Source organism: Streptomyces sp. SirexAA-E, assembly GCF_000177195.2.
In the GTDB taxonomy this organism is placed as follows: Bacteria; Actinomycetota; Actinomycetes; order Streptomycetales; family Streptomycetaceae; genus Streptomyces; species Streptomyces flavovirens.
Genome location: NC_015953.1, coordinates 4,899,882 through 4,916,238, shown reverse-complemented (window position 1 = coordinate 4,916,238; position 16,357 = coordinate 4,899,882). Strand labels below are relative to the sequence as shown.

Genomic DNA, 16,357 nt, shown 5'->3' with positions numbered 1-16,357 from the left:
ACGCCCTGGTCGGGTTGCCCGTCCCCCTGCCGGAGAGCACGGGCCCTGCTGGCACGATGCCCTCTGCTCCAGCACACCTGCGCGCCCGGCGTCCGCCCTACGCCCCTAGCCTCAATGCCGTTAACTTAGGGCGCTTTTGCCCGCTTCACGCGTTTGGGTTTGGTGGCTTGGGTGATGGTGATGGCCGGGACGCGTGGCCAATCGGTAACGCGGTGGGCGGCGCGTTTGAGCGGCCAGCTGGCGACTTTGCGTTTGATGACGCGGGGGTTGGCCCGGCGGCGTCGTGGTGGCAGGAGGCGTTCGAGGAGTTCAGCGTGGGTGGCTTTGACCGCGCGGGTGAGTCTGCCGGGGGGAAAACGCCGCCTGGTCGGTGACCTGGCGGCGCACGACGCGCAGTGAGCGGATGAAGGAGATCCGGTCGGGATCGTGGCCGGCTTGCCGTGCGGCCTGGTGCATGAGGTTTCGGATGGCGTGGTGGACGAGCAGGAAGCCGTTATGTTCCTGCTCGGCCCCATCGTCGGATGAGTGCTGGATTGTTTCCGATAGTGGCTGCGATCGAGTGAAGATGATGTAAGCAGCCACATCCGGGCCACGGAGGCCCACCGCGGTTGGCGCGGCCTCGCACTCATGAAACAGCACCAACCCTCCCGACACCGGCCGCGCGTTACGGTGGTGCGTCTGCGATGGCGCTCCGCTACGCACAGACGCAGTGGTCGACCGCCAGGGCAACGGCACGCCGAACTGGGAATGTGCAAGGAGATCAGCACCATCCCAGCACGGGACGGGTTCCCTGGGGTGATCACAGGTGTCCACAGGTCAGCACCCAGTCAGCACGGGTAAAGCAAGAGCCCCGGATCGCTCCGGGGCTGCAACGCTGTGACCTGCATGTTTGCCGTCAGGAACGATCCCTGTTACGTCGGCGTCACAGATACCGTCCGCACATAAGTGCCAGACTGCCACGATCCGCGCGTCGAGCGGATGCCGTTGCCTCACGTACCTCAAGGAGCCGCCCGCATCATGGACAGCACCGAACTGGGCGATCTGTGGGATCGCGTCTTCGGCACCCAGCCCGCGCCCGAGCAGTGGCTGGTGGTCGTGACGGCCATCGCCGCGCTCGTCGCCGTCGTACCGAACCTGATATGGCGGCTCTCGCGCAACGCGATCACCATCGCGCACGAGGGCGGTCACGGGCTGATCGCCCTCGTGACCGGGCGGCAGCTCTCCGGGATCCGGCTGCACTCCGACACCAGCGGGCTGACGGTCAGCCGCGGCAGGCCGACCGGCATCGGCATGATCCTCACCGCGGCGGCGGGCTACACGGCTCCCCCGCTGCTCGGCCTCGGCGGCGCCTGGCTGCTGGCCGACGGCCGGATCACGCTGCTCCTGTGGCTGGCCACCGCGCTGCTCGCGGTGATGCTGGTGATGATCCGCAACCTGTACGGTGCCCTGACGGTCATCCTCACGGGTACGACCTTCCTGCTGGTGTCCTGGCTCACCTCGCCCGACGTCCAGTCGGCGTTCGCCTACACCGTGGTCTGGTTCCTGCTGCTGGGCGGGGTGCGCCCTGCCTTCGAGCTCCAGTCCAAGCGGCGCCACGGCGGTGCGCCGGACTCCGACGCCGACCAGCTCTCCCGGCTGACGCACGCCCCGGCCGCGATGTGGCTGTTCCTCTTCCACGCGGTGTCCCTCTGCTCGCTGATCGGCGGAGGACGCTGGCTGCTCGGGCTGTGAGGGGATACGGCCCGTACCACCCTTGCGTTACGACCAGATTTCTCCCCATTTGTTGAGGCTCTGGGTTTGCGGTGAGCCACTAAAGTGAGGGGCATGACCGAGAGTTCCGTGCACCCCGCCCTCTGGCCCGCCCCCTACGCGACCGGGGCCGTCGACGCCACCGTCACCGTGCCCGGATCGAAGTCCGTCACCAACCGCGCCCTGGTCCTCGCCGCGCTGTCCTCCGAGCCGGGCTGGCTGCGCCGCCCGCTGCGCTCCCGGGACACCCTGCTGATGGCCCAGGCCCTGCGCACGATGGGCGTGGGCATCGAGGAGGGTGTGGGCCCGGACGGTTCGGGCGAGGCCTGGCGGGTCATCCCGGCCGGCCTGCACGGCCCGGCCACCGTCGACGTCGGCAACGCGGGCACCGTCATGCGCTTCCTGCCGCCGGTGGCCTGCCTCGCGGACGGCCCGGTCCACTTCGACGGCGACCCCCGCTCCTACGAGCGCCCGCTGCACGGGGTGATCGACGCCCTGCGGGCGCTGGGCGCCCGGATCGACGACGACGGCCGCGGCGCGCTGCCCCTGACCGTGCACGGCGCGGGCGCGCTGGACGGCGGCACGGTGGCGATCGACGCCTCCTCGTCCTCCCAGTTCGTCTCCGCCCTGCTCCTCTCCGGCCCCCGCTTCAACCAGGGGGTGGAGGTACGCCACACCGGCTCGACCCTGCCGTCCATGCCGCACATCCGGATGACCGTCGACATGCTGCGCGCCGTCGGTGCCCGGGTCGACGAGCCGGAGACGGGCGGCGAGCGAAACGTCTGGCGGGTCTCGCCCTCGGCCCTGCTCGGCCGCGACCTGACCGTGGAGCCCGACCTCTCCAACGCGCAGCCGTTCCTGGCCGCCGCGCTGGTCACGGGCGGCCGGGTCACGGTCCCCGACTGGCCGACGCGGACCACGCAGCCGGGTGACGCGCTGCGCGAGATCTTCACCGCGATGGGCGGCAGCTGCGAGCTGACCGAACACGGTCTCACCTTCACGGGCTCGGGCCGCATCCACGGCATCGACGTCGACCTGAGCGAGGTCGGCGAGCTGACCCCGGGCATCGCGGCGCTGGCCGCCCTCGCCGACTCCCCGTCCACCCTGAGCGGCGTCGCCCATCTGCGGCTGCACGAGACGGACCGGCTGGCCGCACTCACCGAGGAGATCAACGGCCTGGGCGGTGACGTCAAGGAGACGGACGACGGCCTGATGATCAGGCCCCGCCCGCTTCAGGGCGGTGTCTTCCGGACGTACGACGACCACCGGATGGCGACGGCGGCCGCGATCATCGGCCTGGCCGTGCCGGGGGTCGAGGTGGAGAACGTGGGCACGACCGCGAAGACCCTTCCGGACTTCCCTGACCTGTGGACCGGGATGCTCGACTCCGACGCGGACACGGTCGGGGTGTCACCCGGCGCGCTCGGGACGCCCACGAAGAGGCCCGGGGCCTGAGCCGGTGCGCCGCTACGGGAAGAACCCCGACGAGGACGACATCCGCGTCCGTCCCAACCCCAAGGGCAACCGGCCCCGCACCCACACCCGCCCCAAGCACGAGGACGCCCAGGAGGGCATGGTCCTCACGGTCGACCGGGGGCGGCTCACCTGCCTCGTCGACGGCCGCACCGTGATGGCGATGAAGGCCCGCGAGCTGGGACGCAAGGCCGCGGTGGTGGGCGACCAGGTCTCCCTGGTCGGCGATCTCTCCGGCGACAAGGACACCCTGGCCCGCATCGTGCGCATCGGCCGGCGCACCTCGGTGCTGCGCCGCACGGCGGACGACGACGACCCCTACGAGCGGGTGGTGGTCGCCAACGCCGACCAGCTGGCCATCGTCACCGCGCTCGCCGACCCGGAACCGCGCCCCCGCATGATCGACCGCTGCCTGGTCGCGGCGTACGACGGCGGGCTCTCCCCGCTCCTGGTGCTGACCAAGTCCGATCTGGCCTCCCCGGACGAACTCCTGGAGGCGTACACGCCGCTGGGCGTCCCCTATGTCGTCACCAGCCGCGAGGAGCTGGAGAACGGTGACGCGGCCGAAGGGGTGCGCGCTCTGCTGGACGGCAAGGTGACCGCCTTCGTCGGACACTCCGGGGTGGGCAAGACGACCCTGGTCAACGCCCTGGTGGCCAAGGACAGACGGCGCACGACCGGCGTGGTCAACGCCGTCACGGGGCGGGGCCGGCACACCACCACCTCCGCGCTCGCGCTGCCGCTGGGGGACGACCGCGGCTGGGTGGTCGACACCCCCGGGGTGCGGTCGTTCGGGCTGCACCACGTCGACCCCTCCCGGGTCATCAACGCCTTTCCCGACCTTCAGCCGGGCGCGGAGAACTGCCCGCGGGGCTGCACCCACGACAGCCGCGAGACGGAGTGCGCCCTGGACGCCTGGGTGGCCGAGGGACACGCCGACCCCGCCCGCCTCGACTCGCTGCGCCGTCTGCTGGCGACCCGGGAGCGCCGCGAGGGCGACTGACGGCCTGCGGCGGTGAGGACCGACTCGGGCACGTCCACGGGTTACCGGGGCCGGTCAGGGCATAATCGCCAAGCGAGACGAAGGTCACCTACGTGGGAGGCACCTGACGATGGCGTGGTTGCTGGTCGTGGTCGCCGGACTGCTGGAGACCGGTTTCGCCGTGTGCCTGAAGTTGTCGCACGGATTCACCCGCCTCTGGCCGACGATCGCGTTCTGCGCGTTCGCCCTGGGCAGCTTCGGGCTCTTGACGATGTCGCTGAAGAAGCTCGACGTCGGGCCCGCGTACGCGGTGTGGACCGGCATCGGGGCGGCCGGTACGGCGATCTACGGCATGGTCTTCCTCGACGACGTGGTCTCCACGCTCAAGCTGGTGTCGATCTCGCTGGTGATCGTCGGTGTGATCGGGCTCCAGCTGTCCGGTTCCTCGCACTGATGGTTGCCGCGGAGCGGCCCGCCGCCCCTACACCCCTCGACCTTCTGTGCGACCGGAGCGCTCAGCACGCCGGATGCCGTGCCAGCGCCTCCCGGACCAGCCGTACGGCGTCGGAGCCGACCGGGGAGGCAGCGGCGACCGGGGGCGCCACCGCGTAAAACCCGTGAGCAACGCCTTGACCAGCGCGTTCCCGCGCGCCGCCCGGACCGTCCAGAGGGCGAGCTCCACCGGCCCCTGCCCGGTGGCCGCATGCGTGCCGAGCGCCTCGTCGGTCCCGGCCAGGTAGTCGTCGGCGGCCCGTCCGATCAGCGCGCGGCCCAGACCGTCCTTGCCCCCGAACTCGTTGTGGAGGGTCTGCCGGGAGACGCCCGCCGCGGCCGCGACCTCCCGCATCCGCACCTCGCCCCACGGCCGTGCGGCGAGCGCCGAGACGGCGGTGTCCAGCAGGACTTCTCGGGCTGTGGGCATGGCCGCCTCCCGTGCCGGGGCCCGGCGCCTCAGAGTTGACGCGCCGTCGGACGCTGTCAAGGGCGCGTGCCCCCACCGCCCGGGCCTGTGTAGCCCGGACGGGTGCCGGTGGATACTGTGACGGCATGCCCGATTACCACGATGACCTGCGCCTGGCCCACGTGCTGGCGGACGCCGCCGACGCGGCGACTACGGACCGGTTCAAGGCCCTGGATCTCAAGGTCGAGACCAAGCCGGACATGACGCCCGTGAGCGAGGCGGACAAACACGCCGAGGAGCTCATCCGCGGGCACCTCCACCGGGCCAGGCCGCGCGACGCGATCCTCGGCGAGGAGTTCGGCGTCGAGGGCACGGGACCCCGGCGCTGGGTCGTGGACCCGATCGACGGCACCAAGAACTACGTGCGGGGCGTGCCCGTCTGGGCGACGCTGATCTCGCTGATGGAAGCGGGCGAGGACGGCTTCCAGCCGGTGGTCGGCGTGGTCTCCGCCCCGGCGCTGAACCGCCGCTGGTGGGCGGCGAAGGGCGCGGGCGCCTTCTCCGGCCGCAGCCTCACCTCCGCGACCCGGCTGCGGGTGTCGAAGGTGGAGCGCATCGCGGACGCCTCGTTCGCGTACTCCTCACTGACCGGCTGGGAGGAGCAGGGCCGGCTCGACGGCATCCTGGACCTGACGCGGGCCTGCTGGCGCACCCGGGGGTACGGGGACTTCTGGCCGTACATGATGGTCGCCGAGGGCTCGGTCGACATCTGTGCCGAGCCCGAGCTCTCCCTGTGGGACATGGCGGCGAACGCGATCATCGTCCAGGAGGCGGGCGGCCGGTTCACCAGCCTCGACGACGTCCCGGGGCCGGGCGGCGGCAACGCGGCCGCCTCCAACGGGCTGCTCCACACCGAGCTGCTGGGGTACCTCAACCAGCGCTACTGAGCCCGCACGCCCCTTGGGCGGTCCGCACGCCCCCTTCGCGGTTCACGCGCCCCTTGTACCGGCCGCGCGACGGTGCGACTCTGAGAGTCCCCCCACTTGTGAAATTGTGAATCGGCTCACGAAGAGCCGGTCCATGACTCGCGCCCCCGCAGGAGGTGGCTTCCTTCATGCTTGTCCGCGACGCCATGAGCACGGTGGTCCTCACCATCGGCCCCGCCCACACCCTCCGCCAGGCGGCCCGGCTGATGTCGGCCCGCCGCATCGGAGCCGCCGTCGTCCACGACCCGGACACCTGCGGCCTCGGGATCCTCACCGAGCGCGACATCCTCGTCGCGGTCGGCTGCGGGCAGGACCCGGACATCGAGACCGCCGGCGCCCACACCACCACCGACGTCGTCTTCGCCTCTCCCGTGTGGACCCTCGACGAGGCCGCCGGGGCCATGACGCACGGGGGCTTCCGGCACCTGATCGTGCTGGACGACGACGGCCCGGTGGGCATCGTCTCGGTACGCGACATCATCCGGTGCTGGACGCCCGCCCGGCAGAGGCCGGCCGAACTGGTCTGATCCGCCCGGCCTCCCGGGCCGGGGTCCGCACGCGACCGCGGGCCGGATCCCCCGGGAAGTCCCGGGGGATCCGGCCCGCCGCCTACGGCAAGCGCCCGTGTCAGCCGCGCAGGGCCTGGACCGCGACCTCCAGCCGCTTGCCGAAGTCCGCGTCGGCCTGACGGAAGTTGTTGATCGCGCGATCGGCGATGTCGTCGCGCGACACCTTCGCGATGAACCCGGCCAGGTTGTCGATCAGCCGGCCCTTCTCGTCCTCCGACATCAGCCGGTAGAGATTGCCGGCCTGCACGAAGTCGTTGTCCTCCGCGTGGACGGCGGCCTCGTGGTTGCCCGTACCGCCGGTGACGGAGACGGGCTGCCAGAGCGGCCTGTCGGTCTGGACCGGGCCGCCGAAGCTGTTCGGCTCGTAGTTCTTCGTGCCCTTGTGCCGGCCGTCGTACAGGTAGCCGTCACGGCTGTTGGTACGCGCCTCGGTGGCGTGCGGACGGTTCACCGGCAGGTGGTCGGCGTTGATGCCGACGCGGTAGCGGTGGGCGTCGCCGTACGCGAACAGGCGGCCCTGGAGCATCTTGTCCGGGGACGGGCCGATGCCGGGTACGAAGTGCGCCGGGCTGAAGATCGACTGCTCGACCTCGGCGAAGATGTTCTCCGGGTTGCGGTTGAGCTCCAGCTTGCCGATCTCGATCGGCGGGTAGTCCTCGTGCGGCCACACCTTGGTCAGGTCGAACGGGTTGAAGCGGTACGTGGCCGCCTCGGCCGCCGGCATGATCTGGACCTGCACCGTCCAGGTCGGGAAGTCACCGCGCTCGATGGACTCACGCAGATCGCGCTGGTGGCTGTCCGGGTCGACGCCGGAGAGGCGGACGGCCTCCTCGGTGGTGAGGTTCTTGATGCCCTGGTCGGTCTTGAAGTGGTACTTGACCCAGAAGACCTCGCCGGCCTCGTTGTTCCACTGGAACGTGTGCGAGCCGTAGCCGTTCATGTGACGGAACGAGGCCGGGATGCCGCGGTCACCGAAGAGCCAGGTCACCTGGTGGGTGGATTCCGGCGACAGGCCCCAGAAGTCCCAGACGTTGTCCGCCTCCTGGGAGCCCGTGTACGGGTCGCGCTTCTGGGTGTGGATGAAGTCGGGGAACTTGATGGCGTCCTTGATGAAGAACACCGGGGTGTTGTTGCCGACGAGGTCGTAGTTGCCCTCTTCGGTGTAGAACTTCAGCGCCCAGCCGCGCGGGTCACGCGCCGCGTCGGCCGAGCCGAGGTTGCCCGCGACGGTGGAGAAGCGCAGGAAGGTCTCGGTCTCCTTGCCGACCTCCGAGAGGAACTTCGCACGCGTCCACTGCGAGACGTCACGGGTCAGCGTGAACGTGCCGTACGCGCCGGCTCCCCGGGCATGCACGACGCGCTCCGGGATGCGCTCCCGGTTGAAGTGGGCCAGCTTCTCCAGAAGCGCCTGGTCCTGAACGAGAACCGGTCCACCGGGGCCTGCGGTCTCACTGTTCTGGTTGTCGGCTACCGGCGCGCCGGCCTCCGTGGTGAGCGGTCCCTGCGTCACGTGCGCCTCCTGCGTCATGTCCTGCGCGGTGGTGTCCTGCGCAGCCTGTCCCTTGGCCAATGCCGTTAACGATCCTACAATGGACTTTGTCCAAGTCAAGCGAACATCCAAAGTCACACCCATTCGGGACTCGGTCCCCTCACTGTTAGGCTGGATCCCATGAGTGACCTCCTTGAACGACTTCGCGGGCGCGGCTGGCGCATGACCGCACAGCGGCGCGTCGTCGCCGAGGTGCTCGACGGGGAGCATGTGCATCTGACCGCGGACGAGGTGCACGCGAGGGCCGTCGACCGGCTTCCGGAGATCTCCCGCGCCACCGTGTACAACACGCTGGGCGAGATGGTGTCCCTCGGCGAGGTCATCGAGGTCTCCACCGACCACCGGGCGAAGCGGTACGACCCGAACGCCCACCGGCCGCACCACCACCTGGTGTGCGCGCGCTGCGGCGCCATCCGCGACGTACACCCGTCGGGGAACCCGCTGGCGGACCTGCCGGCCGACGAGCGCTTCGGCTTCACCGTCTCCGACGTCGAGGTGACCTACCGGGGCATCTGTCCGAACTGCGCCGCGACCGCCTGACGCGCCCTCGCGGGGAAACCGGCCCGCCCGCGACGGCGGCCCTCCGCACGCCTCCCACGGGTCGCCGCATCACCGAGGGCATACGACAGAGGCCCGGATCCTTGGAAGGATCCGGGCCTCTGTCTTCAGTAGCGGGGACAGGATTTGAACCTGCGACCTCTGGGTTATGAGCCCAGCGAGCTACCGAGCTGCTCCACCCCGCGTCGTTGTGTTGGTAACTCTACGACACCCCGTGGACCAGCGCAAATTCATTCGGCGGACGTCTGAGCCCACCGGGAGAACGCCTCACGCGGTGAGCTCCTGGTGAAGCGCCTCCCGCAGCCGGGCGGCCCGCTCGGCCACCTCTTCCGGCCCGAGCTCGACGGCCCTCGCGCACCAGCGCTGCCCCTCCGTGAGCTCACCCCGGCGGGCGGCGAGCAGCGCGAGACGCAGGGCCGCCCGGCCATGGCCGTCGTTGGCGGCGCGACTCCACCACAGGGCGGCCTCCCGCTCGCTGCCCTCACGGGCGAGGAGCAGGCCGAGGTTGAACGCCCCGTTGCGGCTCCCCGACTCGGCGGCCTCGCGGTACCAGCGGGCGGCCTCGGCCAGGTCGCCCCGGGCGGCGGCGAGCATGCCGGCCCTGACCTGGGCGCGGCGGTGGCCCTGCTCGGCGGCCCGCTCGTACCACTCCTCGCACTCGGTCTTCTCGGGCATGGGCTCTCCCAGCGCGGGGCGGCCGGACGGCGGGCGGCGCAGGTCCAGCACCCCGGCCAGCCGGAAGGCCGCCTCGGCACTGCCACCTCCGGCGGCGCAGCGCAGGTGGCGCTCGGCCTCGTGCTCCTCACCGTCGCGGAGCAGGGCCATCCCGACCTGGAGGGCGGCGTCGGTGTGCCCGGCCGCCGCCGCACGCTGGTACCAGTCCAGCGCCGCGCCGTCCTCGTCCCGTCCCGCGTGCAGGATGCCGAGGTTGAAGGCGGCGTCCACGCTGCCCGCCTCGGCCGCCTTGGAGAACCACGGCTCGGCTCCGGAGGCGTCCCCGGCCTGGAGTAGCAGCACGGCGAGCGCGTTGGCCGCCTCGCGGTGTCCGGCGTAGGCGGCACGGCGGTACCACTGCTCGGCCTGGGCCACACGGTCCTGCGCCGCGCAGAGCAGCCCGAGGTTGTAGGCGCCGTTGACGTCGCCCGCGTCCATGGCCGTGCGGTACCAGCGCTCGGCCGTCTGCTGCTCGCCACGGGCCGCGTGGAGTGCGCCGAGCGCGTTGGCCGCGTTGCCGTCGCCGTCCTGGGCCGCCCGCAGCCACCACACGGCCGCGCTCTCCTCGTCCCCGGCGTCGCGCAGCAGGAAGCCGAGCGCGCACGCGGCGCGCGGCTCGCCCTCCTTGGCCGCCGTGAGGTACCAGCGGCCGGCCTCCTTGAGCTCTCCGCGCCGTTCCAGGATGGCGCCGAGGTGCAGGGCGGCACGCCGGTGACCGCGCGCGGCGGCCTGCCGGTACCACTGCTCGGCCTCGCCCCGGCCCGGCGCGGCCTCCTCCCGCTTCCTGGGCACGCCGGGACCGAGGTCGCCCAGCTCGGCCGCGTCGCCCTGGCCGGGCCTGCGGCCGGGTCCGAAGGCGTCGGAGGTGTCTCCGGTGGCACGGCGGTCCAAGGCGCGTGCCAGCCGGTACGCGGCCTCCCGGTGCCCCTGCTCGGCGGCGGCCCGCAGCCAGCGCTCGGCCCCGGCGTCACCTCGGTGCTCCAGCAGATCGGCCAGCGCGTACGCGCCGAGCGCGTGCCCCTGCTCCGCGGACTGGCGCAGCCAGTACTCGGCGCCGGGCTCGTCCCCGCGCTCCCGGAAGTGGCGCCCCAGGGCGTGCGCCGCCGCGGCGGATCCGGCGACGGCGGCGATGCGCCACCATCCGGCCGCCTCCTCGGCGTATCCGCGCTGATGGAGCAGGACGCCCAGGTTGTTGGCGGCCGCGCGGTCCCCCTCGGCAGTGGCCGCGCGCAGATAGGCCTCGGCGCCGTCCAGCTCGCCACGACGCAGCAGAAGGGCGCCCAGGACGCTCATGGAAGCGGTGTCACCGGCGTCCGCCGCCCGGCGGTGCCGCGCCTCGGCCTCGGCGTGGTCCGTGGGCTCCGTCGCGTCGGCGGTCCCGTCGCCGGACTCGGCTCCGGCGCGCGGCACCACGGCGCGCGAGCCCGTCACGTACGGATCCGGGGCGTCCGGCACTCCGGGACGCGACTCCCCGCCACCCGGTTCCTCCGCGGCCGACGGGGACCGCGGAGCGACCACGGACCGGCCGGTGGAGCCGGTGCGAGGTGCGTCGAGGCGGTTTCCGTCAAGGGTTACGGCCGCCTCCTCGACCTCGGCGACGGCAGCGGCGAACACCGCATCTGCCACGTTTTCCGCCGTCCGGCCGCGTCGCTGCACAAACCGCCCTGTCTCCAACAGAGTTGCCCTGTCCCCCATAAATACCATCGTCCCACCACCCGTGACCCGCGTACACCTGGTATACCGCGCCCAGTGAGGTCACTACAGCGTTTTGTCGACATGCCCACAGAGAGACAAGTGAAACACGTTCGGCCTGAACTCGTGCCCCGCGAACCGCACTTCACACCGACTACTTGAGAAAGCCGCGCCGCACACGACGAAGGCCCGGATCCGTGAAAGGATCCGGGCCTTCGTCTTCAGTAGCGGGGACAGGATTTGAACCTGCGACCTCTGGGTTATGAGCCCAGCGAGCTACCGAGCTGCTCCACCCCGCGTCGTTGTGTCCAAACCGTACCACGACGCGGGGTGGTGCTTTCTCAGTCGCCCTGGTCGCCGGCCTCCCCGTCGGCCTTGTCCGCCGGATCCGTCTTGGCCGGGGCGCCGGCCTTGTCCGCCGGATCGGCCTTGTCCGGCTTGTCGGCATCGGACGCACCCGGGCTGCCGCCACCTCCGCCGGACGCCTTGGGCTGGGCCGCCGCAGCACGCTGGAGCGCTTCCTCCAGGGCCGCCTGGGCCTCGCCGTAGGCCTTCCAGTCCTGCTCCTTGAGCGCCGTCTCACCGTCCGTGTACGCCTTCTGGGCGTCCGCGATGGCCTTCTTCAGCGCCGCGTCCCCGGTGGCCGGGGGCTCCGTGGTGTCGCCCGGTGGCTCGGTCGGCGGTGTCGTCGTATCGGACTCCTCGACCCCGAAGACCTCGTTGAGCGCCTCGCCGAGGCTGTTCTCGAAGACGATCTTCGATCCGTACGACGCGGCGACCTTGCGCAGCAGCGGGTAGTTCTGCGTGCCACCGCGCGTGTACACCGGTTCGATGTAGAGGAATCCTCCGTCGAGCGGCACCGTCAGCAGGTTGCCGTACTCGATGTCCGAGTCGGTGCCCTTGAGGTTTCTCACGAACTCGGCGACGTCGTCGTTGCCGTTGAGCTCACTCTGCACCTGGCCCGGGCCCTTGACCGTACTGGTGACTCTCAGCAGTCTGATCGTGCCGTAGTCCTTGCTGGCCGCGTCCGCGTCCACCGCCATGAACGCCCCCAGGTTGGGGCGCCCCTTCGGGGTGAAGGTCGTGGTCAGGGAGAACTTCTGCGAGTCCTGTCCCGGCATCTTCATGCTCAGGTAGTACGGCGGGACGGAGCCCGGTTCCTTGTTGGTCGGGTCGTCCGGCACCTGCCAGGCGTCACTGCCGCTGTAGAACTGGGCCGGGTTCTCGACGTGGTAGCGGGTCAGCAGCTCGCGCTGGACCTTGAACAGGTCCTGCGGGTAGCGCAGGTGGTCCATGAGCTGCTGCGGGATGTCCGCCCGGGACTTCACCGTGCCGGGGAACGCCTTGCGCCACGTCTTGAGCACCGGGTCCTCGGTGTCCCACTCGTAGAGCTTGACCTTGCCGTCGTACGCGTCGACGGTGGCCTTCACCGAGTTCCGGATGTAGTTGACCTGGTTCTGCTGGGCGACGACCGCGCGCTGGTTGGTGGTCAGCGAGTCGGCCGTGGTGTCCCCGAGCGTCGTACGCGAGGCGTACGGATAGCCGTTGGTCGTGGTGTACGCGTCGACGATCCACTGGATCCGGCCGTCGACGACCGCCGGATAGGCGTCGCCGTCGATGGTCAGCCAGGGCGCGACCGCCTCGACGCGCTCCTTCGGGGTGCGGTTGTAGAGGATCCGCGAACCGTCGCCGATGGCTCCGGAGTACAGGATCTGCGGCTCGCTGAACGACACCGCGTAGGCCGCCCGGTTGAAGGCGTTGGAGAGGCTGACGCCGCTGTCGCCCTGGTAACTGGTGGTCTTCTCGCCGTCCTCCTCGTAGTCGAGCTCCTTCTGGGGCCCGCCGACGATGGAGTACTGCTCGGTCTTCTCGCCGTAGTAGACGCGCTGCTCGTACTTGCCCAGGTCACCCGTGGTGGGCAGACCCGACTCCGTGAAGTCCGGGGAGCCCGTCGGGTTGGTGCCCGTCGTGGTGCCCCGGGCCGCGATGACACCGTAGCCATGGGTGTACGTGAAGTGGTCGTTGATCCAGTTCCGCTTGGGGAGGCCCTGGAGGTTCAGCTCGCGCAGGCCGATGACGGTGTCCTGCTCCTTGCCGTCGGCCCCCTTGTAGCGGTCGACGTCCAGCGTCTTGGGGAACTGGTAGTAGTTCCTCTTCTGCTGGAGCTGCTGGAACGCGGGCGAGACGACGTTCGGGTCCATCACGCGGTAGCTGGCGGCGGAGTCGGCGCTCGCCCTCAGCTTGCTGCTGTCATCGGTCGTGCTGGTGCCCGCGTAGTCGTCGACCTGTGCGTCGTCGATGTCGTAGGCGTCCCGCGTGGCGTCGATGTTCTTCTGGATGAACGGGGCTTCCTTGGCCTGCTCGTTCGGCTGGACCTGGAACTTCTGCACGATCGCCGGGTAGAGGCCGCCGATCAGGATCGCCGAGAGCACCATCAGGCCGAAGCCGATCACCGGCAGCTGCCAGGTGCGCCGCCAGAGCGTCGCGAAGAACAGCACGGCGCAGATCACGGCGATGCAGAAGAGGATCGTCTTCGCCGGAAGATAGGCGTTGGCGTCGACGTACCGCAGACCCGTCCAGTTGTCCGTGGCCTTGAAGTCACTGCTCTTCACGGCCAGGCCGTACCGGTCGAGCCAGTACGCCACCGCCTTCAGCGAGACGAAGACGCCGAGGAGCACGGAGAGGTGGCCGGTGGCCGCCCCCGTGGCCCGGGCGCCGGGACTGGTGACCCGCAGCCCGCCGTAGAGGTAGTGGGTCAGCGCCGCCGCGATCAGCGACAGCACCGTCGCGGCGAAGCCGAAGCCGAGCAGGAAGCGGTAGAACGGCAGGTCGAACGCGTAGAAGGAGACGTCCAGCTTGAACTGGGGGTCCTTCTGACCGAACGACACGCCGTTGACGTACATCAGCCACGTACGCCACTGACCCGACGCGGACGCGCCGGCGATCAGTCCGACGAGCGCGGTGATCGCGAGCAGCACCCACTTCTTGTAGGGGGCGACGCTCATCCGGTAGCGGTCCAGGCTCTGCTGCTCCAAGGACATCGCGCTCAGCGGCGGCCGGAGCCGGTGCGCGAGCCAGATGTTCAGACCGACGGCGAGCGCCATCAGCAGTCCGAAGACGAGGAACAGGCCGATCTTGGTCCACAGGGTGGTGGTGAAGACGGATGAATACGCGACCGACCTGTACCAGAGCCAGTCCGTCCAGAACCCGGCGAACATGACGAAGGCCATGGCGAGAACCACCAGGACGCCCAATGTCATGAGCAGGGTACGGACGCGCCGGGACGGGCGGCCGACTCTGATCCGTGGCCCGGTCGGGCCTCCGCCGCGGTCCGGCATCTGGAAAGCCAACGTGCGCACCTCGAAGTTCGCGGTCGTGTGAAGCGGGCCCAGCGATCGTAGAGCCCACCTATGCAACTTACTGAGGCTTTACCTAGTTCCCGTTCCCGGGGCGGAAGGAGGCAGGATATTGGGCATGCCCAATGTTTCCCCCTCAGGCCCCCCGATGGCGTCGAGTCCTCTGACCGTCGCCGTCCTCGAAATCGACGCCTACGCCGCGACCCTCGGCTGGGACCAGCCCGCTCGTCTGTTCGCCCTCGTCGACACCGCCCGGCTGCGTGCCCAGGAGCCGGGTCTCGCCGCCCAACTGGGGCTCGACGACCCGTCCTCGTCGGGCGCCGCCCTCACCCCCGTGGAGCAGGAGGAGCTTCCCGCCGGGACGGCGCTGGACGAGTTCCTCGCCACGATCGCCTGGCCCGACGCCGTGGCCGGCTGCGCGCTCACCGTGGAGCGGCTGATGCTGCCGCCGTCCGCGGAGGCCTCCGTGCCGGAGGGGCTGAGCGACGCCCGGCTGACCGAGTGGGTGGCCGCGCACCCCGACCGGCAGGAGGTGCGGATGACCGTGGCCGTGCTGCGGGACGGGGCACGCGACTCGGCGGTGCGGCTGCGCGAGAAGGACTCCCCGACCGAGGTACTGACCGGTTCCGGCCTCGTGCCGGGGCTGGCCGAGGCGCTCGCCGCGACGTTCGAGTCCTGATCCGCGGGTCCGGGCTGCCCGGCCGGGCTCAGCCCGCCGAGCAGCTCGGCAGGCCGGCCGGATCCCCGGAGCGGATCGTGTCCAGGGACTTCTTGGCGTCGGCGAGGGTCTTCACCCGGACCAGGGTGAGTCCGCTCGGGGTGTCGGCGGCCGCCGCGGCGCAGTTGTCGTCGGGGGTCAGGAAGTAGCGGGCGCCCGCGTTGCGGGCCCCGACCAGCTTCATGTTGATGCCGCCGATCGGCCCGACCTTCCCGGCGTCGTCGATGGTGCCCGTACCGGCGACGAACTCACCGCCCGTCAGGTCGCCGGGCGTCAGCTTGTCGATGATGCCCAGGGAGAACATCAGCCCGGCGCTCGGCCCCCCGACGTCGGCGAGCTTGATGTCGACCTCGAACGGGAAGGTGTGGTCGGTCCCCGCCTGGATGCCGACGATCGCCCGGTCCTCCGACGGGTTCGCCGGGTCCTCGGAGGGCGCCTTCCGTGTGGTGAGGGTGATCTCCTCGGAGCCCTGGGGCTCCTTGCCCGCCTTCGCGGCCGCGGCCGCCGTCTTCGCGGGCACGATCGTGAAGACGACGTTCTCACCGGGCTTGCGCAGGGTGACGAGCTTCGCGACGTCCTCGGGCTTCGTGACCGCGGTCCCGTCGACCGCCTCGATCACGTCGCCGGCGTGCAGCTTGCCCTGGGCGGCGCTGTCCTTGACCACCGTGGAGACCACGACCCGGGAGGTGACGGGGATCTTCAGCTCCTTCAGGGCGGCGACCTTGGCGCTCTCCTGGGACTGGCTGAACTCCTCGGCGTTCTCCTGGGTGGACTCCTCCTCCGTCTTGCCGTCCGGATAGAGGGTGTCGTGCGGCACGATCACGCTGTCGTGGGCCAGCCAGCCGTAGACGGCCTCGACGATGTTCATGTCGTAGTCGGCGCCGGTGACCCGGACGGTCGTCATGTTGAGGTGCCCGGACGTCGGGTAGGTCTTGTGACCCTTGATCTGCAGCACCGGCTCGCCACGCGCGTCACCGAGCGTGTTCACCGTGGGTCCCGGGGACATCTCCGAGTACGGCACGGGGATCAGCACGCCCGCGCAGAGCAGCGCGATCAGGATCAGTGTGGAGGCGAGCATCGTCGCGGTGCGGCGTGGCATGGAACGACAGT

At 70.6% G+C, this 16,357-nt stretch carries 13 protein-coding genes, 2 tRNA genes and 1 pseudogene; 8 read left to right on the top strand and 8 right to left on the bottom strand.

All coding sequences use genetic code 11. The features are described 5' to 3' along the window. Window positions 1-309: 309 nt before the first annotated feature. A pseudogene (locus SACTE_RS33410) lies at window positions 310-486 on the bottom strand (IS4 family transposase); the annotation flags it as partial. Between the two features lie 531 nt (window positions 487-1,017). On the opposite strand from SACTE_RS33410, the gene SACTE_RS22090 reads away from it, so the two are divergent. The 4 genes from SACTE_RS22090 to SACTE_RS22075 all read left to right on the top strand — a co-directional run bounded on the left by SACTE_RS22090 (window position 1,018) and on the right by SACTE_RS22075 (window position 4,658). Then, window positions 1,018-1,731 (top strand): M50 family metallopeptidase, encoded by a 714-nt coding sequence (locus SACTE_RS22090; RefSeq protein WP_014048237.1) that lies wholly within the window; start codon window positions 1,018-1,020, stop codon window positions 1,729-1,731. 93 nt (window positions 1,732-1,824) lie between these two features. Beyond that, window positions 1,825-3,204 (top strand): 3-phosphoshikimate 1-carboxyvinyltransferase, encoded by a 1,380-nt coding sequence (gene aroA / locus SACTE_RS22085; RefSeq protein WP_014048236.1) that lies wholly within the window; start codon window positions 1,825-1,827, stop codon window positions 3,202-3,204. A 4-nt stretch (window positions 3,205-3,208) separates the two neighbouring features. Further along, window positions 3,209-4,225, top strand: a complete 1,017-nt coding sequence (rsgA, locus tag SACTE_RS22080; protein WP_014048235.1) for a ribosome small subunit-dependent GTPase A — start codon at window positions 3,209-3,211, stop codon at window positions 4,223-4,225. A 109-nt stretch (window positions 4,226-4,334) separates the two neighbouring features. Continuing rightward, a complete protein-coding gene (locus SACTE_RS22075) occupies window positions 4,335-4,658 on the top strand; it encodes a multidrug efflux SMR transporter (protein WP_014048234.1) in 324 nt (107 codons plus the stop codon). A gap of 27 nt (window positions 4,659-4,685) precedes the next feature. Here SACTE_RS22075 and SACTE_RS22070 read toward each other — a convergent pair whose 3' ends face one another. Beyond that, entirely contained in the window at window positions 4,686-5,126 is a 441-nt protein-coding gene (locus tag SACTE_RS22070) for a helix-turn-helix domain-containing protein (RefSeq protein WP_014048233.1), read from the bottom strand. A 125-nt stretch (window positions 5,127-5,251) separates the two neighbouring features. On the opposite strand from SACTE_RS22070, the gene hisN reads away from it, so the two are divergent. Further along, window positions 5,252-6,052: a histidinol-phosphatase gene (gene hisN / locus SACTE_RS22065; RefSeq protein WP_014048232.1), complete on the top strand. Its 801-nt coding sequence runs from the start codon at window positions 5,252-5,254 to the stop codon at window positions 6,050-6,052. 167 nt (window positions 6,053-6,219) lie between these two features. Then, the gene (locus SACTE_RS22060) at window positions 6,220-6,618 is read left to right on the top strand and encodes a CBS domain-containing protein (protein ID WP_014048231.1); all 399 of its coding nucleotides are present in this window, start codon (window positions 6,220-6,222) and stop codon (window positions 6,616-6,618) included. 100 nt (window positions 6,619-6,718) lie between these two features. Here the strand turns inward: SACTE_RS22060 and SACTE_RS22055 are convergent, their stop codons facing one another. Further along, entirely contained in the window at window positions 6,719-8,188 is a 1,470-nt protein-coding gene (locus SACTE_RS22055) for a catalase (protein WP_026358940.1), read from the bottom strand. A gap of 141 nt (window positions 8,189-8,329) precedes the next feature. Between SACTE_RS22055 and SACTE_RS22050 the strand changes: the two genes are divergently transcribed. After that, a complete protein-coding gene (locus SACTE_RS22050) occupies window positions 8,330-8,749 on the top strand; it encodes a Fur family transcriptional regulator (RefSeq protein ID WP_014048229.1) in 420 nt (139 codons plus the stop codon). Between the two features lie 129 nt (window positions 8,750-8,878). On the opposite strand, the gene SACTE_RS22045 is transcribed toward SACTE_RS22050, so the two are convergent. The 4 genes from SACTE_RS22045 to SACTE_RS22030 form a co-directional block, all read right to left on the bottom strand. Continuing rightward, window positions 8,879-8,952 (bottom strand) — tRNA-Met (locus SACTE_RS22045). A gap of 82 nt (window positions 8,953-9,034) precedes the next feature. Beyond that, window positions 9,035-11,185, bottom strand: coding sequence for a tetratricopeptide repeat protein (locus SACTE_RS22040; RefSeq protein ID WP_051122635.1), 2,151 nt, complete (start codon window positions 11,183-11,185; stop codon window positions 9,035-9,037). Between the two features lie 213 nt (window positions 11,186-11,398). After that, window positions 11,399-11,472, bottom strand: a tRNA-Met gene (locus tag SACTE_RS22035). A gap of 42 nt (window positions 11,473-11,514) precedes the next feature. Beyond that, the gene (locus tag SACTE_RS22030; protein ID WP_014048227.1) at window positions 11,515-14,511 is read right to left on the bottom strand and encodes a UPF0182 family protein; all 2,997 of its coding nucleotides are present in this window, start codon (window positions 14,509-14,511) and stop codon (window positions 11,515-11,517) included. A gap of 136 nt (window positions 14,512-14,647) precedes the next feature. Here SACTE_RS22030 and SACTE_RS22025 point away from each other — a divergent pair, with 136 nt between their 5' ends. Next, the gene (locus SACTE_RS22025; RefSeq protein ID WP_014048226.1) at window positions 14,648-15,208 is read left to right on the top strand and encodes a PPA1309 family protein; all 561 of its coding nucleotides are present in this window, start codon (window positions 14,648-14,650) and stop codon (window positions 15,206-15,208) included. 28 nt (window positions 15,209-15,236) lie between these two features. Here SACTE_RS22025 and SACTE_RS22020 read toward each other — a convergent pair whose 3' ends face one another. Then, the gene (locus SACTE_RS22020) at window positions 15,237-16,346 is read right to left on the bottom strand and encodes a PDZ domain-containing protein (protein WP_014048225.1); all 1,110 of its coding nucleotides are present in this window, start codon (window positions 16,344-16,346) and stop codon (window positions 15,237-15,239) included. Window positions 16,347-16,357 lie beyond the last annotated feature (11 nt).

Excerpts from the sequence above, each read along its gene's own strand:
- SACTE_RS22060 (WP_014048231.1), top strand. The coding sequence starts at position 6,220 with ATGCTTGTCCGCGACGCCATGAGCACGGTGGTCCTCACCATCGGCCCC.
- SACTE_RS22090 (WP_014048237.1), top strand. The coding sequence starts at position 1,018 with ATGGACAGCACCGAACTGGGCGATCTGTGGGATCGCGTCTTCGGCACC.
- SACTE_RS22030 (WP_014048227.1), bottom strand. The coding sequence starts at position 14,511 with ATGCCGGACCGCGGCGGAGGCCCGACCGGGCCACGGATCAGAGTCGGC.
- SACTE_RS22055 (WP_026358940.1), bottom strand. The coding sequence starts at position 8,188 with ATGACGCAGGAGGCGCACGTGACGCAGGGACCGCTCACCACGGAGGCC.
- aroA (WP_014048236.1), top strand. The coding sequence starts at position 1,825 with ATGACCGAGAGTTCCGTGCACCCCGCCCTCTGGCCCGCCCCCTACGCG.
- hisN (WP_014048232.1), top strand. The coding sequence starts at position 5,252 with ATGCCCGATTACCACGATGACCTGCGCCTGGCCCACGTGCTGGCGGAC.
- SACTE_RS22040 (WP_051122635.1), bottom strand. The coding sequence starts at position 11,185 with ATGGTATTTATGGGGGACAGGGCAACTCTGTTGGAGACAGGGCGGTTT.
- SACTE_RS22070 (WP_014048233.1), bottom strand. The coding sequence starts at position 5,126 with ATGCCCACAGCCCGAGAAGTCCTGCTGGACACCGCCGTCTCGGCGCTC.
- SACTE_RS22025 (WP_014048226.1), top strand. The coding sequence starts at position 14,648 with ATGCCCAATGTTTCCCCCTCAGGCCCCCCGATGGCGTCGAGTCCTCTG.
- SACTE_RS22050 (WP_014048229.1), top strand. The coding sequence starts at position 8,330 with ATGAGTGACCTCCTTGAACGACTTCGCGGGCGCGGCTGGCGCATGACC.
- SACTE_RS22075 (WP_014048234.1), top strand. The coding sequence starts at position 4,335 with ATGGCGTGGTTGCTGGTCGTGGTCGCCGGACTGCTGGAGACCGGTTTC.
- SACTE_RS22020 (WP_014048225.1), bottom strand. The coding sequence starts at position 16,346 with ATGCCACGCCGCACCGCGACGATGCTCGCCTCCACACTGATCCTGATC.